The 25239-nt window shown below is 72.6% G+C and carries 18 protein-coding genes; 8 read left to right on the top strand and 10 right to left on the bottom strand.

Annotated elements, in window-relative coordinates; translation table 11 throughout:
- Both ACZ6Z8_RS08795 and ACZ6Z8_RS08790 read right to left on the bottom strand, forming a co-directional pair.
- Entirely contained in the window at positions 1–933 is a 933-nt protein-coding gene (locus ACZ6Z8_RS08795; protein ID WP_465607653.1) for an ABC transporter substrate-binding protein, read from the bottom strand.
- Between the two features lie 448 nt (positions 934–1381).
- Positions 1382–2311, bottom strand: a complete 930-nt coding sequence (locus tag ACZ6Z8_RS08790) for an ABC transporter substrate-binding protein (protein ID WP_465607651.1) — start codon at positions 2309–2311, stop codon at positions 1382–1384.
- Between the two features lie 587 nt (positions 2312–2898).
- On the opposite strand from ACZ6Z8_RS08790, the gene ACZ6Z8_RS08785 reads away from it, so the two are divergent.
- Positions 2899–4092, top strand: a complete 1194-nt coding sequence (locus tag ACZ6Z8_RS08785; RefSeq protein WP_465607649.1) for an NAD(P)-dependent malic enzyme — start codon at positions 2899–2901, stop codon at positions 4090–4092.
- 116 nt (positions 4093–4208) lie between these two features.
- Positions 4209–5171, top strand: coding sequence for a zinc-binding dehydrogenase (locus ACZ6Z8_RS08780; RefSeq protein ID WP_465607648.1), 963 nt, complete (start codon positions 4209–4211; stop codon positions 5169–5171).
- 120 nt (positions 5172–5291) lie between these two features.
- On the opposite strand, the gene ACZ6Z8_RS08775 is transcribed toward ACZ6Z8_RS08780, so the two are convergent.
- The 7 genes from ACZ6Z8_RS08775 to ACZ6Z8_RS08745 all read right to left on the bottom strand — a co-directional run bounded on the left by ACZ6Z8_RS08775 (position 5292) and on the right by ACZ6Z8_RS08745 (position 15912).
- Positions 5292–6356: a PadR family transcriptional regulator gene (locus tag ACZ6Z8_RS08775; protein ID WP_465607646.1), complete on the bottom strand. Its 1065-nt coding sequence runs from the start codon at positions 6354–6356 to the stop codon at positions 5292–5294.
- Between the two features lies 1 nt (position 6357).
- Positions 6358–7281 (bottom strand): DUF4097 family beta strand repeat-containing protein, encoded by a 924-nt coding sequence (locus ACZ6Z8_RS08770; RefSeq protein ID WP_465607644.1) that lies wholly within the window; start codon positions 7279–7281, stop codon positions 6358–6360.
- 201 nt (positions 7282–7482) lie between these two features.
- Positions 7483–7665, bottom strand: coding sequence for a DUF6104 family protein (locus ACZ6Z8_RS08765; RefSeq protein ID WP_350504423.1), 183 nt, complete (start codon positions 7663–7665; stop codon positions 7483–7485).
- A gap of 50 nt (positions 7666–7715) precedes the next feature.
- A complete protein-coding gene (locus ACZ6Z8_RS08760; RefSeq protein ID WP_465607642.1) occupies positions 7716–9704 on the bottom strand; it encodes a serine/threonine-protein kinase in 1989 nt (662 codons plus the stop codon).
- Positions 9705–9930: 226 nt separating this feature from the next.
- Entirely contained in the window at positions 9931–13677 is a 3747-nt protein-coding gene (locus tag ACZ6Z8_RS08755) for a multifunctional oxoglutarate decarboxylase/oxoglutarate dehydrogenase thiamine pyrophosphate-binding subunit/dihydrolipoyllysine-residue succinyltransferase subunit (RefSeq protein WP_465607640.1), read from the bottom strand.
- 287 nt (positions 13678–13964) lie between these two features.
- Positions 13965–15095 (bottom strand): sensor histidine kinase, encoded by a 1131-nt coding sequence (locus ACZ6Z8_RS08750; RefSeq protein ID WP_465607638.1) that lies wholly within the window; start codon positions 15093–15095, stop codon positions 13965–13967.
- Between the two features lie 79 nt (positions 15096–15174).
- Entirely contained in the window at positions 15175–15912 is a 738-nt protein-coding gene (locus ACZ6Z8_RS08745; protein ID WP_465607636.1) for a response regulator transcription factor, read from the bottom strand.
- A 565-nt stretch (positions 15913–16477) separates the two neighbouring features.
- On the opposite strand from ACZ6Z8_RS08745, the gene ACZ6Z8_RS08740 reads away from it, so the two are divergent.
- The 4 genes from ACZ6Z8_RS08740 (at position 16478) to ACZ6Z8_RS08725 (ending at position 21679) form a co-directional block, all read left to right on the top strand.
- Positions 16478–17293, top strand: coding sequence for a rhomboid-like protein (locus tag ACZ6Z8_RS08740; protein WP_465607634.1), 816 nt, complete (start codon positions 16478–16480; stop codon positions 17291–17293).
- A gap of 165 nt (positions 17294–17458) precedes the next feature.
- Positions 17459–19855 carry an endopeptidase La gene (gene lon, locus ACZ6Z8_RS08735; RefSeq protein ID WP_465607632.1) on the top strand — a complete coding sequence of 799 codons (2397 nt, stop codon included), beginning with the start codon at positions 17459–17461 and terminating at the stop codon, positions 19853–19855.
- Between the two features lie 46 nt (positions 19856–19901).
- Positions 19902–20444, top strand: coding sequence for a GtrA family protein (locus tag ACZ6Z8_RS08730; RefSeq protein WP_465607630.1), 543 nt, complete (start codon positions 19902–19904; stop codon positions 20442–20444).
- Positions 20445–20461: 17 nt separating this feature from the next.
- Complete coding sequence (locus tag ACZ6Z8_RS08725) at positions 20462–21679, top strand: ROK family transcriptional regulator (RefSeq protein ID WP_465607629.1); 1218 nt, start codon at positions 20462–20464, stop codon at positions 21677–21679.
- Positions 21680–21876: 197 nt separating this feature from the next.
- Here the strand turns inward: ACZ6Z8_RS08725 and ACZ6Z8_RS08720 are convergent, their stop codons facing one another.
- Positions 21877–22938 carry an ABC transporter permease gene (locus ACZ6Z8_RS08720; protein ID WP_465607627.1) on the bottom strand — a complete coding sequence of 354 codons (1062 nt, stop codon included), beginning with the start codon at positions 22936–22938 and terminating at the stop codon, positions 21877–21879.
- Between the two features lie 112 nt (positions 22939–23050).
- Here ACZ6Z8_RS08720 and ACZ6Z8_RS08715 point away from each other — a divergent pair, with 112 nt between their 5' ends.
- Together ACZ6Z8_RS08715 and ACZ6Z8_RS08710 are read left to right on the top strand one after the other, a co-directional pair.
- Positions 23051–23500: a MarR family winged helix-turn-helix transcriptional regulator gene (locus ACZ6Z8_RS08715; protein ID WP_465607625.1), complete on the top strand. Its 450-nt coding sequence runs from the start codon at positions 23051–23053 to the stop codon at positions 23498–23500.
- Between the two features lie 210 nt (positions 23501–23710).
- Positions 23711–25207, top strand: a complete 1497-nt coding sequence (locus tag ACZ6Z8_RS08710; RefSeq protein WP_465608407.1) for an MDR family MFS transporter — start codon at positions 23711–23713, stop codon at positions 25205–25207.
- Positions 25208–25239: the final 32 nt, after the last annotated feature.

The raw sequence follows: 25239 nt of genomic DNA, 5'->3' as shown, positions 1-25239 counted from the left end.
TCAGCTGGTGGCGCCGTTGATGACGGACTTGTCGATCGCGCCCGCCTGCACGCCCCACTTCTCCAGGATGCTCTTGTAGGTGCCGTCCGCCATCAGGGACTGGATGGCGCCCTGGACGGCCTTGGAGAGCGGCGAGTCCTTCGGCAGGACGACGCCGTAGGGGGCGGTGTCGGTCACCGAGCCGATCTTCTCCAGCTGGCCGTTGGTCTGCTTGAGCGCGTAGTCGACGACCGGGGAGTCGGCCAGCATGACCTGGTCGCGGCCGGAGACCAGCGCCTGGGTGACGTCCGTCTGCAGGTCGAACTTGTCGCCGTCGTTCGGGACGGTCGGCTTGCCGGCCTTGGTGCAGGCGGGGTTGATCGTGTCGGTGATGTCCTTGGCCTGGGTGGTGCCGGTCTGGACGGCGACCTTCTTGCCGCAGAGGTCGGTGGGGTCGATCTTGTCGGGGTTGCCCTTCTTGACCGCGGCACCCGTGCCGGCGCTGAAGTACGTGACCATGTCGACCGACGCCTCGCGCTCCTTGGTGTCGGTGAAGGAGCTCATGCTCATCGCGTACTTGTTCCCCGTGATGCCCGGGATGATCGCGTCGAAGGTCGCGTTCTGGACGTCCGCGGTCAGGCCCAGCTTCTTGGCGATCGCGTTGGCCAGGTCCACGTCCATGCCGACGATGGCGCCCTTGTCGTCCTTGAACTCGTTGGGCGCGTAGGAGGCGTCGGTGGCGACGACGATCTTGCCGGCGGACTTGACGTCGGCGGGGACGAGCGCGGCCAGCGCCGGGTCGGCGGTCACGGCGGGGACCGACGCGCTCGCGTTGACACCGGCCGAGGAGCCGGACGACGACTTGCTGCTGCCGCAGCCGGTCAGCACGAGGGAGACGGACACGGCGGCCACGCCTGCCGCGAGGAGGCGGGTGCGCTGGGTACGGGCGGTCATGAGGGGGATCTCCTCCTGGGGAGAGAAATCGGGCGGAGCGCGCCGCGGGAGCGGCGCACCGGGGCAGCTGGCCGTACGGAGCCGTACGGGTGGGTTGTCGCTGTACGTCGTCGTACGGGCGTTGCCTGGTGGTGCAGGGCCTGGGCGCATGGGGGCCGCCCAGGGTGGTGCCGGTACTGCTTCCGCCACCCTCCGCCGAGGTGGACGTCGACCTGACCCGCCTCGACCGGTGGCCGGCTCGATCCGAGATGGGGGGAATCCTGCCATCTGAGGACGGTCAGATGGCCCTCATCCAGATCAAAATCGGATAACAAGGCCTCATGCTGTCCGCTATTCGGACAGATCGCGTGCCCCTGTCACCCTGCGTATAAGTATGCAGATCCGCCTGTACTCTGCCCGGAAGCCCCGCCGGGTCGCCGACCCGGCGGGGCGGCCCGTCGGCGCGGGCTCAGATGCCTCCGTTGACCACCGCGTTCTGCGCCGCGCCGGCGCTCACGTTCCACTTGGCGAGGATCTTGTCGTACTCGCCGCTGCGGATCAGCTGGTCCACCGCCTTGGAGAGGGTGTCCCGCAGCTCGGTGTCCGACTTGCGCACCGCGATCCCGTACGGGTTGGAGGTGGACTGGGTGTTGGTCACCTCGAAGCGGCCGCCGCCGTCGGTGGTCTTCGCCGCGTAGGCGGCCACCGGGAAGTCGTACACGCCGGCCGCGGCGGTGCCGGAGGCGACCTCGGCCAGCGCCTTGGCGTTGGTGTCGAACCTGTGCACGGTCAGCTGGCGACCGGTATGGGCGCAGACGGTCACCTGCCGGGTGGCGATGTCGTCCTGGTTGGTGCCCTGCTGGAGGGAGATGGTCTTGCCGCACAGGTCGTCGAGGGTCTTGATCCCCTTGGGGTTGCCCTTCGGGACGACGATCGAGGAGCCGGCGATGAAGTAGTCCACGAAGTCCACGCCCGGGTCGACCCGATTGCCGTTCTCGTCCAGGCCCTCGCGGCGCTGGCGGACGTCGTCGATCGCGGACATCGCCACGTCGAACTGCTTGCCCTGCAGGTTCGGCAGCAGCTTGTTGAAGGGGGTGTCCACGAATTCGATCCGCACGTCGAGGATCCGGCCGAGGGCCGCGGCGAGCTCCGGGTCGAGGCCGGCCAGCTTGCCGTCCTGATCGCGGAACTCCACCGGCGCGAGGCTGGCGTCCATGCCGATGCGCAGCACCCCGGCCGAGCGCTGCGCCTTGGGCAGCTTGGCGCGGATGTCCTTGACCGGGTCGCTCGCGGCGGCCTGCCCGCCGCCGCTGTCGCACCCGGTGAGCAGCAGGGCTCCGGCGACGGCCAGGGCGGCTCCGGCGAAGGCCGGACGGCGGACTTGGAGGAGGTGAGGCATGAGGGCTGCTCCTGGGGAGGGCGGACCGCGGTCGCCGCGGTGTCGCGCTCGGTACGCGGAATGGCGGACACGCGATCTTGCCATCCCACCCTGCCCGGCCCGGCAGCGGGTGTGTCAGAATTCGGTACCGGGTGATCCCCGAACGCTCGAACCAGACCCACGAGCCCCGACAGGCTCGGGTGCCCGGGACCGGAAGTCATCACGTGGCTCCGTATCCGGGGTGCCGACTCCCCAACGGGTCTGCGTTCACTCCTGCGGGTGCGCGTGCCGCCACGCCGTTGCCGCCGCCGGGGCCCGGCGCTTCCGACGCCGGATCCCAGTTCGAGGCGACAGCACGGCGATGAACGGCACGTGACGAGGACGAAAAGGCATAGGTGCGATGCCTCCGTCCGACCTACGCTCGGCCCGGTAGCACAACGCGGATCAATACAAGACCCCATAAAAACCCTCATCCGAGGGCGCCACCCGACGGCAGCGCCCCACCCCGACCCCGGGTCCGCTTCGGCGTACCCGGTTTCCGGTTTCCGGACGGGGCCGCTCTGCCCGTCGGCCGCGCACCTCGCCAGAACAATGACGAAGAGGTCATCGTGGCAGCGGAGATCATCAGCAGCACCCAGGACACCGACGATCCGGTCGACGCCGTTTTCGCGCTCCACCGCGGCGGCAAGATGGAGATCCGGGCGACCGTGCCGGTGCGCGACGCGGACGACCTGTCCCTCGCCTACACCCCCGGTGTCGCCCGGGTCTGCACGGCCATCGCCGAGCAGCCGGAGCTGGTCAACGACTACACCTGGAAGTCCAACACCGTCGCGGTGGTCACCGACGGCACCGCGGTGCTCGGCCTCGGTGACATCGGCCCGGAGGCCTCGCTCCCGGTGATGGAGGGCAAGGCCATCCTGTTCAAGCAGTTCGGCGGCGTGGACGCGGTGCCGATCGCTCTGGCCTGCACCGGCGTGGACGAGATCGTCGAGACGGTGGTCCGGCTCGCTCCGTCCTTCGGCGGCGTCAACCTGGAGGACATCTCCGCCCCGCGCTGCTTCGAGATCGAGCGCCGGCTCCAGGAGGCCCTGGACATCCCGGTCTTCCACGACGACCAGCACGGCACCGCGATCGTCACCACCGCCGCGCTGTGGAACGCCGCCAGGGTGACCGGCCGGGAGATCGGCTCGCTGCGGGCCGTCATCTCCGGCGCCGGCGCAGCCGGCATCGCCATCGCCAAGATGCTGGTGGCCGCGGGCATCGGCGACGTGGCCGTCTGCGACCGCAAGGGCGTGGTCCACCAGGGCCGCGAGGACCTGACCGACGTCAAGGCCGAGATCGCCGAGCAGACCAACCGTTCGGCGCTCAAGGGCTCGCTGGCCGACGCCCTGGCCGGCGCCGATGTGTTCATCGGCGTCTCCGGCGGCACCGTGCCGGAGGAGGTCGTGGCGACCATGGCCGAGGGCGCGTTCATCTTCGCGATGGCCAACCCCACCCCGGAGATCCACCCCGAGGTGGCCCACAAGTACGCGGCGGTCGTCGCCACCGGGCGCAGCGACTTCCCGAACCAGATCAACAACGTGCTGGCCTTCCCGGGCATCTTCGCCGGCGCGCTGCAGGTGCGGGCCTCCCGGATCACCGAGGGCATGAAGCTGGCCGCCGCCAAGGCGCTGGCCGGCGTGGTGGCCGACGAGCTGACGCCGCAGAAGGTCATCCCCTCGCCGTTCGACGAGCGGGTCGCCCCGGCGGTCACCAAGGCCGTGGCCGACGCCGCCCGCGCCGAGGGCGTGGCGCGGATCTGACGGTCCGACGTACCCCGGGGAGTCCCCGGGCGGGGGACCGACCAGCCCGAGGCCGGGACGCGCGTCACACGGACGCGTGGTTCCCGGCCTCGGCCGTCCCGGCTAGTGTCCGGGACATGTTTGCTGCCTATGCCGCCCGTATCGACGCCGACGACCCGCTCAGCGGCCTGGAGTTGGGCGAACTCCCCGAGCCGCAGGCCCGCCCCGGCTGGAGCGTGGTGACCGTCAGGGCCGCCAGCCTCAACCACCACGACCTGTGGTCGCTGCGCGGCGTCGGCCTGCCCGCCGAGAAGCTGCCGATGATCCTCGGATGCGACGCCGCCGGTGTCGACGAGGACGGCAACGAGGTCGTCATCCACTCGGTGATCGGCCAGACCGGCCACGGGGTGGGCCCGGACGAGCCCCGGTCCATCCTGACCGAGCGCTACCAGGGCACCTTCGCCCAGCAGGTGGCCGTGCCGACCTGGAACCTGCTGCCCAAGCCCGCCGAGCTGAGCTTCGAGGAGGCCGCCTGCCTGCCCACGGCCTGGCTGACGGCGTACCGGATGCTGTTCACCAACGCCGGTGTCCGGCCGGGTGACACCGTCCTGGTGCAGGGCGCCGGCGGCGGGGTGTCGACCGCGCTGATCGTCCTCGGCAAGGCGGCCGGCCTGCGGGTCTGGGTCACCGGCCGGGACGAGGCCAAGCGCCGCCGGGCGGTCGAGCTCGGCGCGGACGCGGCCTTCGAGAGCGGCGCCCGGCTGCCCTCCCGGGTGGACGCGGTGATGGAGACGGTCGGCGCCGCGACCTGGTCGCACTCGGTGAAGTCGCTGCGTCCGGGCGGCACCCTCGTCATCTCCGGTGCCACCTCCGGGCCCAGCCCCAAGGCCGCCGAGCTGAACCGGATCTTCTTCCTGGAGCTCAAGGTGGTCGGCTCGACCATGGGCACCAAGGAGGAGCTGGCCGGGCTGCTGGCGCTGTGCGCCAACACCGGGGTCCGCCCGGTGATCGACTCGGTGCTGCCGCTGTCCGAGGCCCGGGACGGCTTCGCCCGGCTCGCCAAGGGCGAGGTCTTCGGCAAGGTCGTGCTCAACCCCTGAGGTGCGAAGGCGCCGATCCGCGAGGGCGCCGATCCGCGAGGGCGCTGACGCGGGAGGGCCCTGACGCGTGAAGGCCCGGTGTCCCCGTACGAGGACACCGGGCCTTCACCGCGGCTCCGGTCAGCCGAGCAGCCGCTTCAGCCGCTCGCCGGCCGCGCCCAGCACCGATCGGGCCCGGGCCAGCTTGTCGGCGTTCACCCCGCCGTCCCGCGCCGCGTCGCGGACCTGGTCGCGGAAGCGGTCGAGCAGCCGCTCCAGCTCGCGGGACGGGTCCGCGTCCGGGTCGGTGCGCGCCCACGGCGGCAGGTCGGCGGGGGCGGCCGTCGCGTCCTGGTCCTTGTCCAGGTCCTTGTCCAGGTCGATCCGGGTCGCGGTGACCCGCTCGCCCGGTTCGGCCTGCTCGTCCGCCGACGAGTGGCCCCAGCGGGCGGCGTCGGCCAGTCCGGCCAGGCCCTTGGTCAGCTCGGACAGGCCCTCGGCCAGCCCGGTCGGCCAGTCGCCCTTCGCGGCGTGCTCGCGCACCTGCTGCTCGACCCGGCGCTTGATCCGCAGGGCCTCCTGCTGGGCGGCGGTGCGGGAGGCCTTGGCCTGCTCGCGCAGTCGGCGGGCCTCCTCCTCGGCGGCCTTCGCCTTGGCCTTGGCGGCCCGCTCCTGCTCCCGGGCGCGCTTGGCCTGCTCCTTGGCCTGCCGCTTGAACTGGGCGAACTCCTCCTTGGCGCGCTGCCAGGACTCGTTGTCGCCCCAGGGGCCGGCCCACGGGTCGCCGCCGGTTCCGGCCCCGGCGTCGTGCCCGGGCCGGGGGGCCTGCTTGGCGGCCTGCCACAGCTCCTCGCGGAGATCCTTGGCGCTGTCCCGGACGTCCTCCCGGATCGCCCCGGCGAGCTGTGCCACGGAGTCGTGGATCTCCAGCTCCAGCTCGTCCAACTCGACCCGGCGGGCTTCGAGTTCGGCCCGCCCGGCGTCGGTCAGCCGGTAGACCTTGCGGCCGCCCTCGGTGCTGTGGCTGACCAGGCCCTCCTGCTCCAGCTTGGCCAGCCGCGGGTAGACGGTGCCGGCGGAGGGCGCGTACAGGCCCTGGAAGCGCTCCTCCAGCAGGCGGATCACCTCGTAGCCGTGCCGCGGGGCCTCGTCCAGCAGTTTCAGCAGGTAGAGCCGGAGCCGGCCGTGGCCGAACACGGGGGTCATCTCAGGCCTCCTTGGTGAGGTCGGGGCCGGCGGGCCGGTCATCGGCGGGGGAGGCCGGGAGCTCCTTGACCACCACCGGGGCGTCGTCCTCGGAGTCGGGGCGGCGCAGCACCGTCACCGCGCCGGAGACGGTGGTGACGTTGAGGCTGCCGCGGCCCTCGCCGAGCTGCCCGGAGATCTTCTTGGCGCCCCAGGTGCTGCTCATCTTGAGCTCGTCGAAGGTGCTGGAGACGTCGCCGCTGGTGGAGCCGGCCTCGACGGTGGCGTCGGCCAGCGAGGGGATCCGGACCACGACCGGGCCGCTGACGGTGTTGACCTTGACGTCGGTCTCGCCGGCCACGTCGAGGTCCAGGGTGACGGCGCCGGTGACGGTGTTGGCCTGGATCCGGTCGGCGGTGCCGGCGATCACGGTGAGCCGGCCGGAGACGGTGTTGACCTTGAGCTGGCCGCCGACCGCCTGGGCGTCGACGTCGCCGGTGACGGTGCTGGCGTCGATCCGCCCGGTGACCTCGGCCAGGGTGGTGTCGCCGCTGGCGCCCTGCACCGAGACGTGCCCGGCGATGCCGGTCACGGTGGAGTGCGCCGACACGGTGCCGACCTTGACGTCGGTGCCGGCCGGGACGGTCAGGGTGACGTCGACGGAGCGCTTGCGCCGGAAGGAGTCGAAGAAGTTGCGGACCGAGCCGACCGACTTGATCCAGTCGCCGAACTCGCCCCAGCTGTTGATGTCCTTGTAGGTGACGGTCAGCACGCCGTCGACCAGCGTCACGTGCAGCGCGTCGCCCTTGAGGCCGGTGACCTCCAGGCGGGCCGGGCCCTCGGCCGCGACCACGTTCACGCTGCCGTCGATGACGCGCACGTGCAGTGCGCTGACCGCGTCCTCGAAGGTGGTCCTGCCCGGCCCCTCGATCGTCCACTGGTTCATCCCTGCCGCCTCCCGTCGCGGATCGCGATGTATCGCGTTCTCTTCTGAAGACGATATATCGCGTGCCGGGAAAAGCAAGCGGTTCCGCCCCCGGGCGGCCCCGGAGCCGACCCGGAGCCGTCCCCTACGGGACACGCGAAGGGCCCGGGAGGCGGTCGCCTCCCGGGCCCTCGGTCCGGCGGTCGCCACCGGGTCAGGACGTCACTCGTCGTCGTCCTCGTCGTCGAGCCGGGCCAGCCAGGTGGCCAGCCGCTCGACCGGGATCTCGAAGTCCGGGTTGAGGTCGACGAACTCGCGCAGGCGCTCGGCCAGCCACTCGAAGGTGACCTCCTCCTCGCCGCGCCGGCTCTCCAGCTCCTCGATGCCTCGGTCGGTGAAGTACACGGTTCGCTCCGGTCGGATGGGGATTGACCTGGCCAGGATAGACCGGCCGGTCAGCCGGCCCGCCAGGTGCTGACGGTCATCGAGGCGGCACCCGTGGTCGGGTCGGCGGCGGTGACCGCGGCGATCGCGATGTTGCGGCTTTCCCGGTCGCGGATGCAGAGCAGGCGCCCGGGCGCGACCCGGTTGTACGTCAGGTCGGTGTCCGGCCGGGAGTCGATCGCGGCGGCGCACTGCTCGGCCGTGACCGTCGACTCGGTGATCACGGCGAAGTCCGACTTCTCGTCCCCCGCGCTCTCGAAGGAGTTGGCCTTGCTGCCGCTGCCGGTGTTGGTGACGCCCAGGCCCCACTTCAGGTCGGAGCCGCTGTGGGGCACCACGGTGCCGGCGTTCAGGTCGATCCGGTAGGCCTCCGAGGAGAAGTCGGCGGCCGGGATCGAGAGCGCCTTCTTGTCCAGCAGCGGGGTGTAGCCGACCGGCCGGGCCGGGGCCGAGACGGTGCCGGACCCGGACTTCGAGGGCGCCGCGGACACCGGCATGCCGGAGGCGGAGGTGGTCGGGGCGGGGGAGGCGGCGTCCGGGGCGGCGGCCGGGTTCGCGCTGCCGCCGCCCTGCGGGGCCGCGCTGGTGCTGTTGCTCCTGGCCTTCCCGCCGTCGTCCAGCTTCTTCATCAGCACCACGCCGCCCGCGGTGCCGCCGACCGCCATCACCAGGGCGACGGTCACCAGCACCTTCCAGGAGACGCCGCCCCTGCGTCCGGGCTCCGGCCGGGCTGCCGGGGCGGCGGCGGTGACCACCGGCCCGGGCGGCGGGGTGTCGAAGGACGGCGGCTCCGCCCGGAGCGGGACGGTCGGCGGGGCGGGGAGCACCGGTGCGGTCGGCGTCTCGGTGGGCGGCTGCGGGGCGCCGTACGCGCCGAGCGGCGGAGGGGCGAAGCCGGACGGGGGCGTGGCGGGCCGCTGCGGCGGCTGGACCGCGGCGGTGACCGGGTGGGTCGGCGCGCCGGCCGGCTGCGGGGGAGCCGCCGGGGTCGCCGGGGCCGGGTGGGTCGGCGGGGTCGTGAGGGCGGCCGGCGGGGTCGCGGGGGCGGCCGGCAGCGGAGCCGGGGGCGTCCTGGGCAGGTCGGAGCGCCGGGTGATCTCGGTGTTGACCTGCCGCGGCAGCCAGTCCTCGCCGAACCGCAGCTGGCCGCCGACCTCGGGGTGGTTGCGGGCGACCCGGATGATCTCGGCCGGCTCGGGGCGGTCCTCCGGCGACTTCGCCAGGCAGCGCTGGACCAGCTCCCGCAGGTCCGCCGGGACGGCCGTCAGGTCCGGCTCCTCGTGCACCACCCGGTAGAGCACCGCGGTGTCCGGCCCGTCGCCGAACGGCGGGGTGCCGCCGGCCACGTAGGCGGCCAGGGCGCCCAGCGCGAAGACGTCGGTGGCCGGGGTGACCGGGCGGCCCTGCGCCTGCTCGGGGGCCATGAAGGCGGGGGAGCCGATCCGGTAGCCGGTGCCGGTCAGCGCGGTGGCGTCGGCGGCCCGGGCGATGCCGAAGTCGATCACCCGGGGCCCGTCCCCGGCGACCAGCACGTTGGCGGGCTTGAGGTCGCGGTGGACCACCTCGACGCTGTGGATCGCCTGCAGCGCCTCGGCGATCCCGCCCATCAGGAGCAGCACGGTGCGCACCGGCAGCGCGCCGTGCTGCCGCACCACCTGCTGCAGGGACGGGCCGGGCACGTACGCGGTGACCAGCCAGGGGGCGTCCGAGTCCAGGCCGCCGGAGTCGATGACCTGGGCGGTGTACAGCCCGTGGATCCGCTGGGCGTTGCTGACCTCCTGGGCGAACCGGCGGCGGAACTCGCCGTCCTCGGCGAACTCGGGACGGACCACCTTGAGCGCCACCGGACGTCCGCCCGGCGTGTACGAGAGGTAGACGCGCCCCATGCCGCCGGCGCCGAGCCGGGCGAACAGCCGGTAGCCGCCGACCTCCCGGGGGTCGTCCGGAAGGAGCGGCTGGAAGACCGGAGGGAGCTTGCCGGGGTGCGGCGTGTCGGTCATGCGGTGGATCCCCCTGGGAGAGCGGTGAGGTCGTTCGGCCGGGCCGCGGGCGCGATGACCTGCGCCGGACGGCGAACTGGCGAGGCATAACCTACCGATCCGTCAGGTGGGCGCGCGGGCCGGTCCCCGTTTGGTTGCAGAGCTGCGACCTTGACGTGAACGGGAACGCCCGCGGCCCCCGTCCCTCAGTGGGGGCGGGGGCCGCGGGCGGGTCGGTCCGAGCGCGTCAGAGCGCGAAGACCTCCTCGATCAGCGCCTGCTGCTCGGCAGCGTGCCGCTTGGCCGAGCCGACGGCCGGCGACGAGGCCGCGGCGCGGGCGACGCGGCGCAGACGGGCGTCGCCGCCGCTGCGGCCGATGACGACCTGCAGGTGGTCGACCAGGTTCATCGCGATGAACGGCCAGGCACCCTGGTTGGCCGGCTCCTCCTGCGCCCAGACGAACTGGACGTTGTCGCCGTAGCGGGCCAGCTCCTCCTGGAGCTCGGCCACCGGCAGCGGGTAGAGCCGCTCCATGCGGACGATCGCGGTGTCGGTGATGCCGCGCTCGGTCCGGGCCGCCGCCAGGTCGTAGTAGAACTTGCCGGAGGTGATGACCACCTTGCGGACCTGCGCCGGGTCGACGGTGGTGTCACCGATGACCGGGCGGAACGAGCCCGACAGGAACTCCTCGGTCGCACTCGCCGCGGCCTTCAGACGCAGCATCGACTTCGGGGTGAAGACGATCAGCGGCTTGTGGTGCGGGTTGTGCGCCTGCCAGCGCAGCAGGTGGAAGTAGTTCGACGGCAGGGTCGGCATGGCGACCGTCATGTTGTCCTGCGCGCACAGCTGGAGGAAGCGCTCCGGGCGGGCGGACGAGTGGTCCGGGCCCTGGCCCTCGTAGCCGTGCGGCAGCAGCAGGACGACGCCCGAGTGCTGGCCCCACTTCTGCTCGGCGGAGGCGATGTACTCGTCCACCATGGTCTGCGCGCCGTTGACGAAGTCGCCGAACTGCGCCTCCCACATGACCAGCGCGTTCGGGCGGGTCAGCGAGTAGCCGTACTCGAAGCCCATGGCCGCGTACTCCGACAGCAGGCTGTCGTAGACGGTGTAGCGGGCCTGGTCCTCGGTGAGGTACTGCAGCGGGGTGTAGTCCTCGCCGGTCTTGCGGTCGATCAGGACGGCGTGCCGCTGGCCGAAGGTGCCGCGGCGGCTGTCCTGGCCGGCCAGGCGGACCGGGTGGCCCTCCATGAGCAGCGAGCCGATGGCGAGGGTCTCGCCCATCGCCCAGTCGATGGTGTTGTCCTCGACCGAGGCGGCGCGGCGCTGCAGCTGCGGCAGCAGGCGCGGGTGGACGGTCAGCCAGTCCGGGAAGTTGACCTGGGAGGCGGCGATCCGCTTGACCATCTCCTGGGAGATGCCGGTCTGGATGGAGACCGGGAAGTCGGCGACCGGCTTGCCGGTGGTGGTGTCGGCCGGCGCCTGGGCCGCCTCGCGGACCTCGGCGAAGACCTTCTCCAGCTGGCCCTGGAAGTCCTGGAGCGCCTGCTCCGCCTCTTCCATGGTGATGTCGCCGCGACCGATCAGGCCCTCGGTGTACAGCTTGCGCACCGAGCGCTTCTTGTCGATCAGGTCGTACATCAGCGGCTGGGTGAACGACGGGTTGTCGGCCTCGTTGTGACCGCGGCGGCGGTAGCAGATGAGGTCGATCACGACGTCCTTGTGGAACGCCTGGCGGAACTCGAAGGCGAGCCGCGCGACGCGGACCACGGCCTCCGGGTCGTCGCCGTTCACGTGGAAGATCGGGGCCTCGATCATGCGGGCCACGTCGGTGCAGTACATCGAGGAGCGCGAGGACGCCGGGGCGGCGGTGAAGCCGACCTGGTTGTTCACCACGACGTGCACGGTGCCGCCGGTGCGGTAGCCGCGCAGCTGCGACATGTTCAGGGTCTCCGCGACGACGCCCTGGCCGGCGAAGGCCGCGTCGCCGTGGATCTGGATCGGCAGCACCGGGAAGGTGGTGCCGCCCTGGTCCAGGATGTCCTGCTTGGCGCGGGCGATGCCCTCGACGACCGGGTCGACCGTCTCCAGGTGGGAGGGGTTGGCGGCGAGCGAGACCTTGATGGTCTCCCCGTCCAGGCCGGTGAAGGTGCCCTCGGAGCCCAGGTGGTACTTGACGTCGCCGGAGCCGTGCATCGACTTCGGGTCGAGGTTGCCCTCGAACTCGCCGAAGATCTTGCCGTACGGCTTGCCGACGATGTTGGCCAGCACGTTCAGGCGGCCGCGGTGGGCCATGCCGATGACGGCCTCGTCCAGGCGGTGCTCGGCGGCGGAGTCGATGACCCCGTCCAGCAGGGCGATCAGCGACTCGCCGCCCTCCAGCGAGAAGCGCTTCTGGCCGACGTACTTGGTCTGCAGGAAGGTCTCGAAGGCCTCGGCCGAGTTCAGCCGGCGCAGGATCCGCAGCTGCTCCTCGCGCTCGGGCTTCGCGTACGGCTTCTCCAGGCGCTCCTGCAGCCACTTGCGCTGCTTCGGGTCCTGGATGTGCATGTACTCGATGCCGACGGTGCGGCAGTAGGTGTTGCGCAGCAGGCCGAGGATGTCGCGGAGCTTCATCATCTTCTGGCCGCCGAAGCCGCCGACCGCGAACTCCCGCTCCAGGTCCCACAGGGTGAGGCCGTGGGTGGTGACGTCCAGGTCGGGGTGCTTGCGCTGCTTGTACTCCAGCGGGTCGGTGTCGGCCATGAGGTGGCCGCGGACCCGGTAGGAGTGGATCAGCTCCATGACGCGGGCGGTCTTGTTGACCTCGTCGTCGTGGGTGGTGGCGACGTCGGTGGCCCAGCGGACCGGCTCGTACGGGATCCGCAGCGACTCGAAGATCTCGTCGTAGAAGCCGTTCTCGCCGAGCAGCAGGCGGTGGATCTCGCGCAGGAACTCGCCGGACGCCGCGCCCTGGATGACGCGGTGGTCGTAGGTCGAGGTCAGCGTCATGATCTTGGAGACGCCCAGGCGGGACAGCGTCTCCGGGGCGGAGCCCTGGAACTCGGCCGGGTACTCCATGGCGCCGACGCCGACGATGGTGCCCTGGTTCTGCATCAGGCGCGGCACGGAGTGCACGGTGCCGATGCCGCCGGGGTTGGTCAGCGAGACCGTGACGCCGGTGAAGTCGTCCATGGTCAGCTTGTTGGCGCGGGCCCGGCGGACGATGTCCTCGTAGGCCTGCCAGAAGCCGAAGAAGTCGAGGGTCTCGGCCTTCTTGATGGCCGCGACGACCAGCTGGCGGTCGCCGTTCGGCTTGACCAGGTCGATGGCCAGGCCGAGGTTCACGTGCTCCGGCTTGACCAGGAAGGCCTTGCCGTCCTCCACCTTGTAGCTGTGGTTCATGCCCGGGGCGGCCTTGATGGCCTGGACCAGGGCGTAACCGATCAGGTGGGTGAAGGAGACCTTGCCGCCGCGGGCGCGCTGCAGGTGGTTGTTGATGACGATGCGGTTGTCGATCAACAGCTTCGCCGGGACGGCGCGGACCGAGGTCGCGGTCGGCACCTCCAGCGAGGCGTCCATGTTGCTGGCGACGGCCTTGGCCGGGCCGCGGAGCTGGACCAGCTCGGGGCCGGCCGGGGCGGCGGCGGCGGGGGCCGGGGCAGCGGCGGCGGCCTTGGGGGCCGGGGGCGCGGCGGGCGCGGCGGCGAGCGGGGCAGCCGGGGCCGGAGCGGCCGTGGAGGCCGGGGCGGCGGGCACGGGTGCGGCCGGAGCAGCAGCGGCGGGCGCGGGGGCAGCGGCAGGGGTCGGCGTAGGGCCGGCCTGGGTCGCGGCCTGGGTCACTGGGGTCACCTCGGTACCGGGCTTGTAGTCGGCGAAAAAGTCCCACCAGGCTCGGTCGACCGAGTTCGGGTCCTGGAGGTACTGCTGGTAGATCTCATCGACGAGCCACTCATTGGGGCCGAAGCCAGTGGAACTTGCCGAGCTGTTGGGGGTTTCAGGGGACTGTGGCGACACGGCGGCAACCGCCCTCTTCCGCTTCCTTTTGGGATGTTTGGACAGCGGGGATTAAGGCTACGCCCCTGACCAGTGATCGCGCAGTCCCCGGGCCCCAGGCGTCGCCCAGATCACAGTCCTGACCTGCAGATTGGCTGAAAAAGTACGTTAGAAAGCCGCATCTGAGGGGAACCGGTCGGGCTCGATCGGCCCCCAAAGCGGGGCGAAAACGGACAAAGACCCAGAGTAATCCGCAGACGATCTTCGTGTGCGTCTGTGTCGGATCTGTGACAAATGTCCTGGGCCGCTCAGGGCTGTCCGGGCAGCCGGACCTCGATCCGGCAGCCGCGCGGCGACTCGGCGACGGCGATCCGCCCGCCGTGCAGGTCCACCGCCCAGCGGGCGATCGCCAGCCCCAGTCCGGTGCCGCCGTCGGCGCCCGGGCCGGCGGCGGTCGCGGTGCCGCTGCGGCTGAACCGTTCGAAGACCCGGCTGCGGTCCGCCGGCGGGATGCCCGGACCCTCGTCCTGGACCTCCAGCAGCAGGCCGCCGTCCTCGCCGTCCGGTCTCGCGCGCACCGTCACGGTGCCGCCGGGCGGGGAGTGCTTGCAGGCGTTGTCGACCAGGTTGGCGACCACCTGGTGGAGCCGTTCCGGGTCCGCCACGGCGGTCAGGCCGGCCGGGCTGACCTCCAGGGCCAGCCGGACGTCGCCGCGCCGGGAGAACGCCCCGCCGGCCGTCGCGCCGTCCACGGTGACCCCGCGCAGCACGCCGTCCAGGAACTCGCGCACCTCGAAGGGGCGGGCGTCCAGGTCGACCACGCCGTCGTCGATCTTGGAGAGGTCCAGCAGATGGGTGACCAGGCGGCCGAGCCGCTCGGTCTGCTCCAGCGCGGCCCCCAGCGTCGCGGGATTGGGTTGCACGACGCCGTCCACCACGTTCTCCAGCACGGCGCGCAGCGCGGCGATGGGCGTGCGCAGCTCGTGCGAGACGTTGGCGACCAGCTCGCGGCGGTGCCGGTCGGCGGCCTGGAGGTCGGCGGCCATGCCGTTGAAGGCGGCGGCCAGCTCGCCGATCTCGTCGCGCGAGTTCACCTCGACCCGGCGGCTGTAGTCGCCGGAGGCCATCGCGCGGGCGGCGGCCGTCATCTCGCGCAGCGGGGCGGTCAGCCCGTGCGCGAGGAACTGCATGAACAGCAGCGAGGCGATCATGGAGAAGACCATGATGATCCGGATCTGGGTCTCGGACCGGATCGCCACGACCACCATCCCGGTGGCCAGGAACACGGAGACGATCACCAGCAGGGCGAGCTTGCCCTTGATCGACCGGACCGGGTCGAGCGGACGGATGTCGGCCCAGACCCGGCTGGCCGCGCGTGCGGCCAGCGTCTGCGGGCGCGCGCCGTCGGCGTCCCCGTTGCGTTGCTGTGGAAAGGTCATTGGTCCCTGTGATCCCCGCGTGGTGTCACGGCGGTGCCGGGACACGGGCCCCCCGGTGGCCCGTCGCCCGAAGCCCCCGTCAGGAGAGCGGGGCCTCCAGTGCGTATCCGACGCCGTGGACGGTGCGGATCCAGCTGGCGCCGATCTTCCGGCGCAGCGCCTTCACGTGGCTGTCGACGGTGCGGGTGCCGGACGCGTCGGTCCAGTCCCACACCTCGGCCAGCAGCTGCTCGCGGGTGAGCACCGCGCGCGGCTGGGCGGCCAGGCAGGCCAGCAGGTCGAACTCGGTCGGCGTCAGGTGGACGTCGCCCGAGGCCAGCCGGACCCGGCGCTGGACGTGGTCGATCTCCAGCTCGCCGAAGCGCAGGCTGCCGAGCGCGGGCGTGCGGGCGGCCTGCTGGGCGCGCTCGACGCGGCGCAGCAGCACGTTGACCCGGGCGGCCAGTTCGCGCATGGAGAACGGTTTGGTCATGTAGTCGTCGGCACCGACGCCGAGGCCGACCAGCAGGTCCGTCTCGTCGTCGCGGGCGGTCAGCATCAGTACCGGCACCGGGCGCTGGGCCTGGATCCGGCGGCACACCTCCAGCCCGTCGAAGCCGGGCAGCATGATGTCCAGGACCACCAGGTCCGGCTGCCAGGTGTGGAAGCCGTCCACCGCGCCGGGGCCGTCGTGGGCCACGGCGACCTTGAACCCCTCCGCGCCCAGTCGGGCCGCGATCGACTCGGCGATCGTGGGTTCGTCCTCCACCACCAGCACTCTGCGCTGACTGCTCACCGTGGCACCGGTGTTGGGGTTGTCCTGCTGAATTTCTGTCACGGTCACGCCACCGCCCCCAGGGCTGCGGGCCGGCCACCTGTGGGGATGGCGGGGCTCCGCTCGTAGTCTTGTTCCGTCGTGGACTGTGCCGGGTCCGCCGTCCCGTCGCGCGCCCGGGAGATTCGGTGCGGACGGATGGTCTCCCGTCCACTTCTCCCACGCACTCCGCAGCGTACGGACAGCGGATGCTTTCCGGCAGGTGGACCGGACGTTTCCGGCCCGTGGGCCGGCTGTCCGGCCGCCCGTGGGCCCACCGCTTGAGTGGGCACGGGCCGATACCTTACCCGGCGAATTTTCTGTGCGTAACGGTACGTATGCAGTCCAGTTGACACCAAGTGGCCGGTCAGAGGCCCTACTGACGCGTTAATGGGAAGAAGGTCTGGACCAATGCCGGGAATCCGGCGGCTCCCCGCGTCGACGGTCTTCACGGGCTTTTCTCAGGTACCTCTCAGAACCTCGACGTACCGTGGTCACGACAACGCCCCGCCGGGCGGAAACCGGCGCACCCGCCGGTACGTTGGGCAGCTGCGAGCACCGGTGTCGGCGGGCGTGGAGCGGAGGCGGCATGGCGGGACTGCGGCGGGAGGCCGTCCGGAGCGCGCCCGCGGGGGTGCCGTACGGAATGCTCCGGCACGGCCTGCGCACCGGCGTCTTCGAATGGCTGCTGGAACGCGTGCCGACACCCCGGCGCACTCCCTTCACCCTCGGATATCTCGCCGCGGTGGGGGCCACCACGACCTTCGCCGGGCTCGCCGATCCGGAACTCGTCCAGCGTTTGCAGGAGGCCTCCAGTTCGGACGGCCACAACCTGCTCCAGCACCCGCTGCGGGCCCTTGTGCTCAGCGGGTTCTGGGTGGCCGGCGAGGTGTGGATGCCCTACCTGTGGGCCTTCGCCTTCACCCTGGCGCCGCTGGAGCGCAGGGTCGGCACCGGCCGGGCCGCGGCGGTGTTCGCGATCGGGCACGTGGCGGCCACCCTGCTCTCCCAGGGCGTGGTGATCGCCGCGGTGGAGACCGGGCGGATGGCCCCCGGGGCGATGGACCACCTGGACATCGGGGTCAGCTACGGCGTGCTCGCCTGCCTGGGCGCGGTGGCCGGGCTGCTGCCCTGGCGCGGGCGGGTGCCGGCGCTGGGCGGCGTCGGGCTGATGATCGCCCAGCAGATCGCCACCGAGCGGGACGTGGTCACGGCCGTGGGGCACCCGGCGGCGGTGCTCACCGGAGTGGTGCTGTCGCGCTGGCTGCGGCGGATCGAGCGGCGCCCGCCGCGGCCGCGCACCCGGTCGGCGCAGGCTCCGGCGGTCGGCTCGGCCGCCTCCTCGGCCGCCTCCTCGGCCGCCGCGGCGGTGCGGGCCGGCGCCCGCCCGTCCACCGCGCGCTGACGCCCCGGCCCTCTTTGGTCGCCCTTTCCCCGTCCTTTTGACGGCGCCTCCTCCCGGCCGTTCCGGCGACACGGTGTTCGCTCGCGGCGAACAAAGTGTCGGGAACATCCGGGACCCGTGAAGCCTTAGTCAGGTCGACTCAAGTTCACTGACTGGGGAGAGATCATGGCATCGACGTCCACACCGCTCACCCTGCCCGTGCTGCCCCTCGACGACGAGGTCGTGCTCCCGGGCATGGTCGTTCCGCTGGACCTGAAGGACACCGAGGTGCGTGCCGCCGTCGAGGCCGCCCGCGCCGCGGCCGCCGGCTCCGGCAAGCCCCAGGTCCTGCTGGTCCCGCGGGTGGACGGCTCGTACGCGGCGGTCGGCACGCTGGCCACGGTGGAGCAGGTCGGCCGGCTCGCGGACGGGGACCCTGCGGCCCTGGTGCGCGCCGTGCGCCGGGTCCGGATCGGGGCCGGCACCACCGGCCCCGGCGCCGCCCTCTGGGTGGAGACCACGCCGTTCCGGGAGTCCTCCGTCGGCATGCCGGTGGCCGGGCGCGCCGCCGAGCTGGTCAAGGAGTACAAGGCGCTGTCCACCCAGTGGCTGCGCAAGCGCGGCGCCTGGCAGATCGTCGACCGGGTAGCGCAGATCGAGGGCGTCGGCGAGCTCGCCGACAACATCGGCTACGCGCCCTTCGCCACCGCCGAGCAGAAGCTCAAGGTGCTGCTGGAGGCCGACCAGGTCGCCCGCCTGGAGTACGCGCTCACCCTGCTGCGCGACCACCTCGCCGAGGAGGAGGTCAACGACACCATCCGCAAGGACGTCGAGGAGGGCGTGGCCAAGCAGCAGAAGGAGTTCCTGCTCCGCCGCCAGCTGGAGGCCGTCCGCAAGGAGCTGGCCGAGCTGAACGGCGACCCGGCCGACGAGGAGGGCGACTACCGCGCCCGGGTCGAGGCCGCCGACCTCCCGGAGAAGGTACGGGAGGCCGCGCTCAAGGAGGTCGACAAGCTGGAGCGCTCCTCCGACCAGTCGCCCGAGGGCTCCTGGATCCGTACCTGGCTGGACACCGTCCTGGAGCTGCCCTGGAACGAGCGCACCGAGGACGCGTACGACATCGCCGGCGCCCGCGCCGTGCTCGACGCCGACCACGCCGGCCTCGCCGACGTGAAGGAGCGGATCGTCGAGTACCTGGCCGTCCGCAAGCGCCGGGCCGACCAGGGGCTCGGTCTGGTCGGCGGCCGCCGCGGCGGCGCGGTGCTCGCCCTGGTCGGCCCGCCCGGCGTGGGCAAGACCTCGCTCGGCGAGAGCGTGGCCCGCGCCATGGGCCGCAAGTTCGTCCGGGTCGCGCTCGGCGGCGTCCGGGACGAGGCGGAGATCCGCGGCCACCGGCGCACCTACGTCGGCGCGCTGCCCGGCCGCCTGGTGCGGGCGATCAAGGAGGCCGGCTCGATGAACCCGGTCGTCCTGCTCGACGAGATCGACAAGGTCGGCTCCGACTACCGGGGCGACCCGGCCGCCGCCCTGCTGGAGGTGCTGGACCCGGCCCAGAACCACACCTTCCGGGACCACTACCTGGAGGTCGAGCTCGACCTCTCCGACGTCGTCTTCCTCGCCACCGCCAACGTGCTGGAGGCCATTCCCGAGCCGCTGCTCGACCGGATGGAGCTGGTCCGGCTCGACGGCTACACCGAGGACGAGAAGGTCGTCATCGCCCGCGACCACCTGCTCCCGCGCCAGCTGGAGAAGGCCGGCCTCGGCGACGGCCAGGTCAGCGTGGACGAGGAGGCGCTGCGCCGGCTCGCCGGGGAGTACACCCGCGAGGCGGGCGTGCGCACCCTGGAGCGCTCGATCGCCCGGGTGCTGCGCAAGATCGCCGCACAGGCCGAGCTGGGCGAGCGCGAGCTGCCCGCCGCGGTCCGCGCGGAGGACCTGCGCGCCCTGATCGGCCGACCGCACCACGTGCCGGAGTCCGCCCAGGAGCCCGCCGAACGGCGCACCGCCGTTCCCGGTGTGGCCACCGGCCTCGCGGTCACCGGAGCCGGCGGCGACGTCCTCTACATCGAGGCCTCGCTCGCCGACGCCGAGACCGGCGGCACCGGCCTCACCCTGACCGGGCAGCTGGGCGACGTGATGAAGGAGTCCGCGCACATCGCGCTCTCCTTCCTGCGCTCGCGCGGCGCCGAACTGGAGCTGCCCGTCACCTCGCTGCGCGACCGCGGCGTGCACCTGCACATCCCGGCCGGGGCCGTCCCCAAGGACGGGCCGAGCGCCGGCATCACCATGACCACGGCGCTGGCCTCGCTGCTCTCCGGCCGCAGGGTGCGCACCGACGTGGCGATGACGGGCGAGGTGTCGCTGACCGGGCGGGTGCTGCCGATCGGCGGGGTGAAGCAGAAGCTGCTCGCCGCCGACCGGGCCGGCATCACCACGGTGATCATCCCCAAGCGCAACGAGGCCGACCTGGACGACGTCCCGGCCGAGGTGCTGGAGCGGCTCACCGTCCACCCGGTGGCCGACGTGCGCGAGGTGCTCAAGCTGGCCCTGGAGCCGGCCGGGGTGCTGGTCGCCGCCGCCTGACGGTGATCGACAGGGGGACGGCCGGTCCGCGTGCCACACTGCGGACATGCCGTCCCCCACGCAGCGCGTCCTGGCCCGGGTGCCGGCGCGGCTGCGGCCGTTCCTGGTCCGGCACCGCCGGCTGGTGAAGTTCCTGCTGGTCGGCGGCGGCTGCTTCGCGCTCACCACGGCGATCGACCTGGAACTCAAGTTCACCGTCCTGGAGCACCAGCCGGTGGCGGCGCTGACGGTGGCGACGGTGGCCGCCACCGCCGTCTCCTACGTGCTCAACCGCCGCTGGGCCTTCCGTACGGACGGGCGCCGGCCCGAGGCCGTGCTGTTCTTCCTGGTCAGCGCGGTGGCGATCGGCGTCAACGTCGTCCCGTTGGCGCTCTCCCGGTACGCCCTCCACCTGCGCGAGCCGTACGTCAGCCCGTTCCAGCAGGAGATCGCGGACTTCCTCAGCGGGATGGTCCTCGGCACCTTCGTGGCCATGCTGTTCCGCTACTGGGCGATGCGGCGCTGGGTCTTCACCAGCCCCGTCACGCGGACGCACACCGGGACGGAACCCGGTTACGCTGCACCCGAGATGCCACGGGATGTGCCGTAAGACGTGAGGTGACCGATATGAGCGCGGAGCCGGACGGCGTCCGGACCGGGCCCGCCAGCCAGCAGGGGATGCGCCGGTCCAACCTGGCCCTGGTGCTCGGCGTCATCGCGCGCGGCCCCCGCTCGCGCGCCGAGGTGGCCGCCGAGAGTGGGCTGACCAGGGCCGCGGTCTCCTCGCTCGCCGAACAGCTGATCTCCGCCGGGCTGGTCGTCGAGGAGGGTCCCACCGCCCCCAGCGGCAAGGTCGGCCGCCCCGGTACCGCGCTCGGGCTCAACCCGCTCGGGCCCGGCGGCCTCGGCGCCGAGATCGGCGTCCGGCACCTCGGCGTCTGCGTGGTCGACCTGCGCGGGGAGGTCCGCGCCTGGCGCCGCCAGGAGAGCGCCAACCGCGGCCGCCCGCCCGCCGCCGTGATGGCCGACCTCGCCCAGCTGGTGCGCTCGGCCGTCGCCGAGTCCGGCCTGTGCCCCGCCGGGCTGAGCCTTGCCGTACCCGGGCTGGTCGGCGCCGGCGGGATGCTCCAGCGGGCCGCCAACCTCGGCTGGCAGGACATCCCGCTCGCCGCCGAACTGCGCCCGGCACTGCGCCTCGCCGGGGACGGCCTGGCCGAACTGCCGGTCGAGGCGGACAACGAGGCCAACCTCGGCGGGCTGGCCGAACGCTGGCTCGGCGGGAGCCCCGAGGACTTCCTGTACGTCTCCGCCGAGGCCGGCGTCGGCGCGGCCGTGGTGGTCGGCGGCCGGCTGCTGCGCGGCGCGCGCGGCTACGCGGGCGAACTCGGCCACGTCCCCGTCCACCCGGAGGGGCCGCGCTGCGCCTGCGGGGCGCACGGCTGTCTGGAGCAGTACGCGGGCGAGGCCGCGGTCCTGCGTGCGGCCGGGCTGGCCGGCCGGCACGGCGACTGGGTGACCCTGCTCGCCGACCGCGCCGGCGCCGGGGACGAGCCGGCCCGGGCGGCCCTGGCCGGGGCCGGCTCGGCGCTGGGCATCGCGGCCGCCGGGGCGGTCAACCTGCTGGACCCGGCCGGGGTGGTGCTGGGCGGCGGCTACGCCCGGCTGGCGCCCTGGCTGCTGCCGGCGATGCGGCGCGAACTCGTCGCCCGGGTGACGGTACGGCCCTGGGCCGAGGAGCGGCTGACGGTCTCCCGGCTCGGCCGGCGCGGACCGCTGCTGGGCGCGGCGGTGGGCGTGGTGCGGGCCATCGTCGCCGACCCGGGTCCGCTCACGGGCGGCGGCTGAGCCCCCCTGCCCGCCGAAGCCCCTACCCGCCGGGCCCGTACCCGCCGGGCCCGTACCCGCCGGGCCCGTACCCGCCGATCCCCGTACCCGCCGATCCCCGTACCCGCGGGTCCGCGTCGCCGCCGAGCCCGTACGCCCCGCCGGAACGCGACCGAGCCCCCGGCCGCGGTGGCCGGGGGCTCGGGTCGGGCGGGCTGTCAGGCCTCGGCGGGGGTCTGCGCCGGGGTGCCGGCGTCGATCGCGCCGTCGTCGACGCGCGGGCCGCGCAGCACGGCCAGGAAGGCGACGCCGATGCCGATGACCGCCCAGACCGCCAGGACCAGGACCGGCATGCCCAGGTTGGTGGAGCCGAAGTAGGCGATCGACTTGGCGGCGCTGGTGCCGGCGCCGTTGGGGATCAGCGAGCCGATCGCCCGCCAGAACGGCGGCATCATCGGGGCGGGGTAGACGCCGCCGGCGCTCGGGTTGCCCAGCACCACGAAGACCAGCACGGCGAGGCCGATGCCGATGATCCCGAACAGGCACTGCAGCGCCATGGTGAACGCGCCGACCGTGAACACCACCAGGGCGCCGATGGCGGTCAGGGCCAGGATCGAGCCGGGCATCGCGTCCAGCACCGGTCCGGCGATGAGCGTGCCGCCGAGGCCGGCGCCGACCGAGTACAGCGCCAGGACGCCGAGGCGGATCAGCAGGCGGTGGACGTTGGCCGGCTTGGAGCCGGCGCTGATGCCGAGGATCGAGGCGACCAGGTAGCCGCCGACGCACCAGCCGATGACCAGGTAGAAGGCGGTCAGGCCGTTGGTGTCGCCCTTGGCCAGCGGGACGACGTCCTCGACCTTGACGGTGCGGCCCTGGGACTTGTCCAGCGCGGTGGTGATGCTCTCGGCGGCCTTGGCGGCGGAGGTGCCGCGGGCGCTGGCGGTGAGCAGGGTGTCCTCGGTGCCGTTCGGGTTCACGACCAGCGCGGCGTAGATCTTCTGGTCCTTGATCTGCTGGGTCGCCGTCTCGGTGTCCGGCGCGGTGACGGGCCTGACGGCCTCGTCCGGCACCGACTCCAGGCCCTGGACCAGCTTGGGCGTGACCTGCGGCGGGGCGACCACCGCGATCGACAGCCTGTGCGGGGTCGGGTGGTGCAGCGCCCCGACGTACGAGGCGATGAAGCCGAGCTGCAGCAGCAGCACCCCGATCACGAGCATGGCCGCACGCGGTGTGACCGCGCCCTTCAGTTCAGCGACGAAACCCTGCCCCCGGGCGGCCATCCACATCTCCTTGCGTATCGGCGGAAATCGGATACTTCATACCATGAACTAGTTGGCTTGTCCCATCTCCCGCGCCGGTTCCCGGCCACTGTCGCTGGGCGATACTGACGCGGTGACGGACGAGGAAGCCCTGGTGGCGGTGGAGCGCGAGGTCGGACTGATGTTCCGGCGGGGGCGCGCGAGAGTGGCCGAACTCTCACGCCGGGTGCACCCCGAACTGGAGGGCACGGCGTACAGCATGCTCGGCTACATCGAGCAGGCCGGGCGGGTGCGGGTGACGGACGTCGGGGTGCACTTCGCGGTCGGCAAGGGCACGGTGAGCCGGCAGATCCGCGCGCTGGAGGGGCTCGGCCTGGTCGCCCGGGAGCCGGACCCGCTGGACGGCCGGGCGGCGCTGGTCTCGCTGACCGAGGACGGGCGGCGGCGCTTCGAGTCCGCCCGGGACGTCCGGATGCGGCGGGTGCGCGAGGTGATGGGCGGGTGGTCGCGCGAGGACGTGGACCGCTTCGCCGAGCTGCTGCACCGCTTCAACGAGGTGCTGGGGGAGCCGCCCGTGGAGTGAGGCGAGGGTGCGGCCCCGTTTTGCTGGAGCGCAAAGACAGTTGCCTTAGTCAACCATCGGTCGTATGGTTGCTTAAGGCAACAAAGTTTCATGCCCGCGTGTCCCGCGCGCCGCACCCGCCCCGCACTCCGCCCGCCCCGCCGAAGGACCCAGATGACCGCGACCACCGAGGCCCCGACCGGCGCCGCAGCCGCCGTCGACGACCGACCGATGACCCACCGGCAGGTGCTGGAGGCACTGTCCGGCCTGCTGCTCGGCCTGTTCGTGGCCGTGCTCTCCTCGACCGTCGTCTCCAACGCCCTGCCGCACATCCTCACCGACCTGCACGGCGGCCAGTCCGCCTACACCTGGGTGATCACCGCGGCGCTGCTGACGCTGACGGCCTCCACCCCGATCTGGGGCAAGCTCTCCGACCTGGCCAGCAAGAAGCTGCTGCTCCAGATCGCCCTGCTGATCTACATCGCCACCTCCGCGCTGGCCGGCCTGTCGCAGAACACCGGTGAGCTGATCGCCTGCCGCGCGCTGCAGGGCATCGGCGCCGGCGGTGTCGTCGCGCTCGGCCAGATCTGCCTGGCCGCGATGGTCCCGCCGCGCGAGCGCGGCCGGTACAGCGGCTACTTCGGCGCGGTCTTCGCCCTCGCCACCATCGGCGGCCCGCTGATCGGCGGCGTCATCGTGGACACCTCCTGGCTCGGCTGGCGCTGGTGCTTCTACGTCGGCATCCCGTTCGCGCTGGCCGCGATCCTGGTGGTGCAGCGCACCCTCAAGCTGCCGGTGGTCAAGCGCCCGGTGAAGATCGACTACCTGGGCGCGCTGGTCATCACCGCCGCCGTCAGCCTGCTGATGATCTGGATCACGCTGGCCGGCACCGACTACGCCTGGCTGTCCTGGCAGACCGCGGTGATGGTCGGCGGGGGCCTGCTGCTGGCCGCGCTGGCCGTCGTGGTCGAGCGCCGCGCCGCCGAGCCGGTCATCCCGCCGTCGCTGTTCAAGCACCGGACCGTCACCCTGGCCGCGATCGCCAGCGTGCTGGTCGGCGTCGGGATGTACGGCGCGACCACCTTCCTCAGCCAGTACTTCCAGCTGGCCAAGGACAAGTCCCCGACGACGGCAGGTCTGATGACCCTGCCGATGATCATCGGTCTGGCGCTCTCCTCCGCGGTGGCCGGCCGACTGATCACCAAGTACGGCAAGTGGAAGGCCTACCTGGTCGCCGGCACCGCGCTGCTCGCGATCGGCTTCGGCCTGCTCGGCACCGCCCGGGTCGACACCGACTACGGGCTGCTCTCGGTCTACATGGCGATCACCGGCATCGGCCTCGGCCTGACCAGTCAGAACCTGGTGCTCGCGGTGCAGAACACGGTGCCCCGGCACGAACTCGGCGCGGCCAGCTCCGTCGTCACCTTCTTCCGCACCATGGGCGGCGCGATGGGCGTCTCCGCGCTCGGCGCGCTGATGACCAACAAGGTCGGCCACTACCTGGCCGAGAACCTGGCCGCGGCGCACATCCCGGCCGGGCACGCGGCGGCCGGCGGCGGCATCCCGGACCTGGCGAAGCTGCCCGCCCCGGTCCTGCCGCTGGTCACGGACGCCTTCGGCCACGGCGTCGGCACCGTCTTCCTGTGGGCCGCGCCCTTCGCGGCGCTGGCCTTCGTCACGGTGCTGTTCATCCGCGAGACCGCGCTGAGGACGAGCCAGCAGGGCTGACCGGACGCGGGGCATGCGGAACGGGCCGGGGA

Source organism: Kitasatospora sp. NPDC101108 (assembly GCF_055584725.1).
Note: the sequence above shows the minus strand (reverse complement) of the source record. Positions and strands in the feature narration are given on the sequence as shown.

Coding starts and splice junctions, on each gene's coding strand:
- ACZ6Z8_RS08780 (WP_465607648.1), top strand. CDS start 4,209: ATGTTTGCTGCCTATGCCGCCCGTATCGACGCCGACGACCCGCTCAGC.
- ACZ6Z8_RS08740 (WP_465607634.1), top strand. CDS start 16,478: ATGGCGGGACTGCGGCGGGAGGCCGTCCGGAGCGCGCCCGCGGGGGTG.
- ACZ6Z8_RS08795 (WP_465607653.1), bottom strand. CDS start 933: ATGACCGCCCGTACCCAGCGCACCCGCCTCCTCGCGGCAGGCGTGGCC.
- ACZ6Z8_RS08710 (WP_465608407.1), top strand. CDS start 23,711: ATGACCCACCGGCAGGTGCTGGAGGCACTGTCCGGCCTGCTGCTCGGC.
- ACZ6Z8_RS08770 (WP_465607644.1), bottom strand. CDS start 7,281: ATGAACCAGTGGACGATCGAGGGGCCGGGCAGGACCACCTTCGAGGAC.
- ACZ6Z8_RS08790 (WP_465607651.1), bottom strand. CDS start 2,311: ATGCCTCACCTCCTCCAAGTCCGCCGTCCGGCCTTCGCCGGAGCCGCC.
- lon (WP_465607632.1), top strand. CDS start 17,459: ATGGCATCGACGTCCACACCGCTCACCCTGCCCGTGCTGCCCCTCGAC.
- ACZ6Z8_RS08725 (WP_465607629.1), top strand. CDS start 20,462: ATGAGCGCGGAGCCGGACGGCGTCCGGACCGGGCCCGCCAGCCAGCAG.
- ACZ6Z8_RS08775 (WP_465607646.1), bottom strand. CDS start 6,356: ATGACCCCCGTGTTCGGCCACGGCCGGCTCCGGCTCTACCTGCTGAAA.
- ACZ6Z8_RS08760 (WP_465607642.1), bottom strand. CDS start 9,704: ATGACCGACACGCCGCACCCCGGCAAGCTCCCTCCGGTCTTCCAGCCG.
- ACZ6Z8_RS08730 (WP_465607630.1), top strand. CDS start 19,902: ATGCCGTCCCCCACGCAGCGCGTCCTGGCCCGGGTGCCGGCGCGGCTG.
- ACZ6Z8_RS08720 (WP_465607627.1), bottom strand. CDS start 22,938: ATGGCCGCCCGGGGGCAGGGTTTCGTCGCTGAACTGAAGGGCGCGGTC.
- ACZ6Z8_RS08750 (WP_465607638.1), bottom strand. CDS start 15,095: ATGACCTTTCCACAGCAACGCAACGGGGACGCCGACGGCGCGCGCCCG.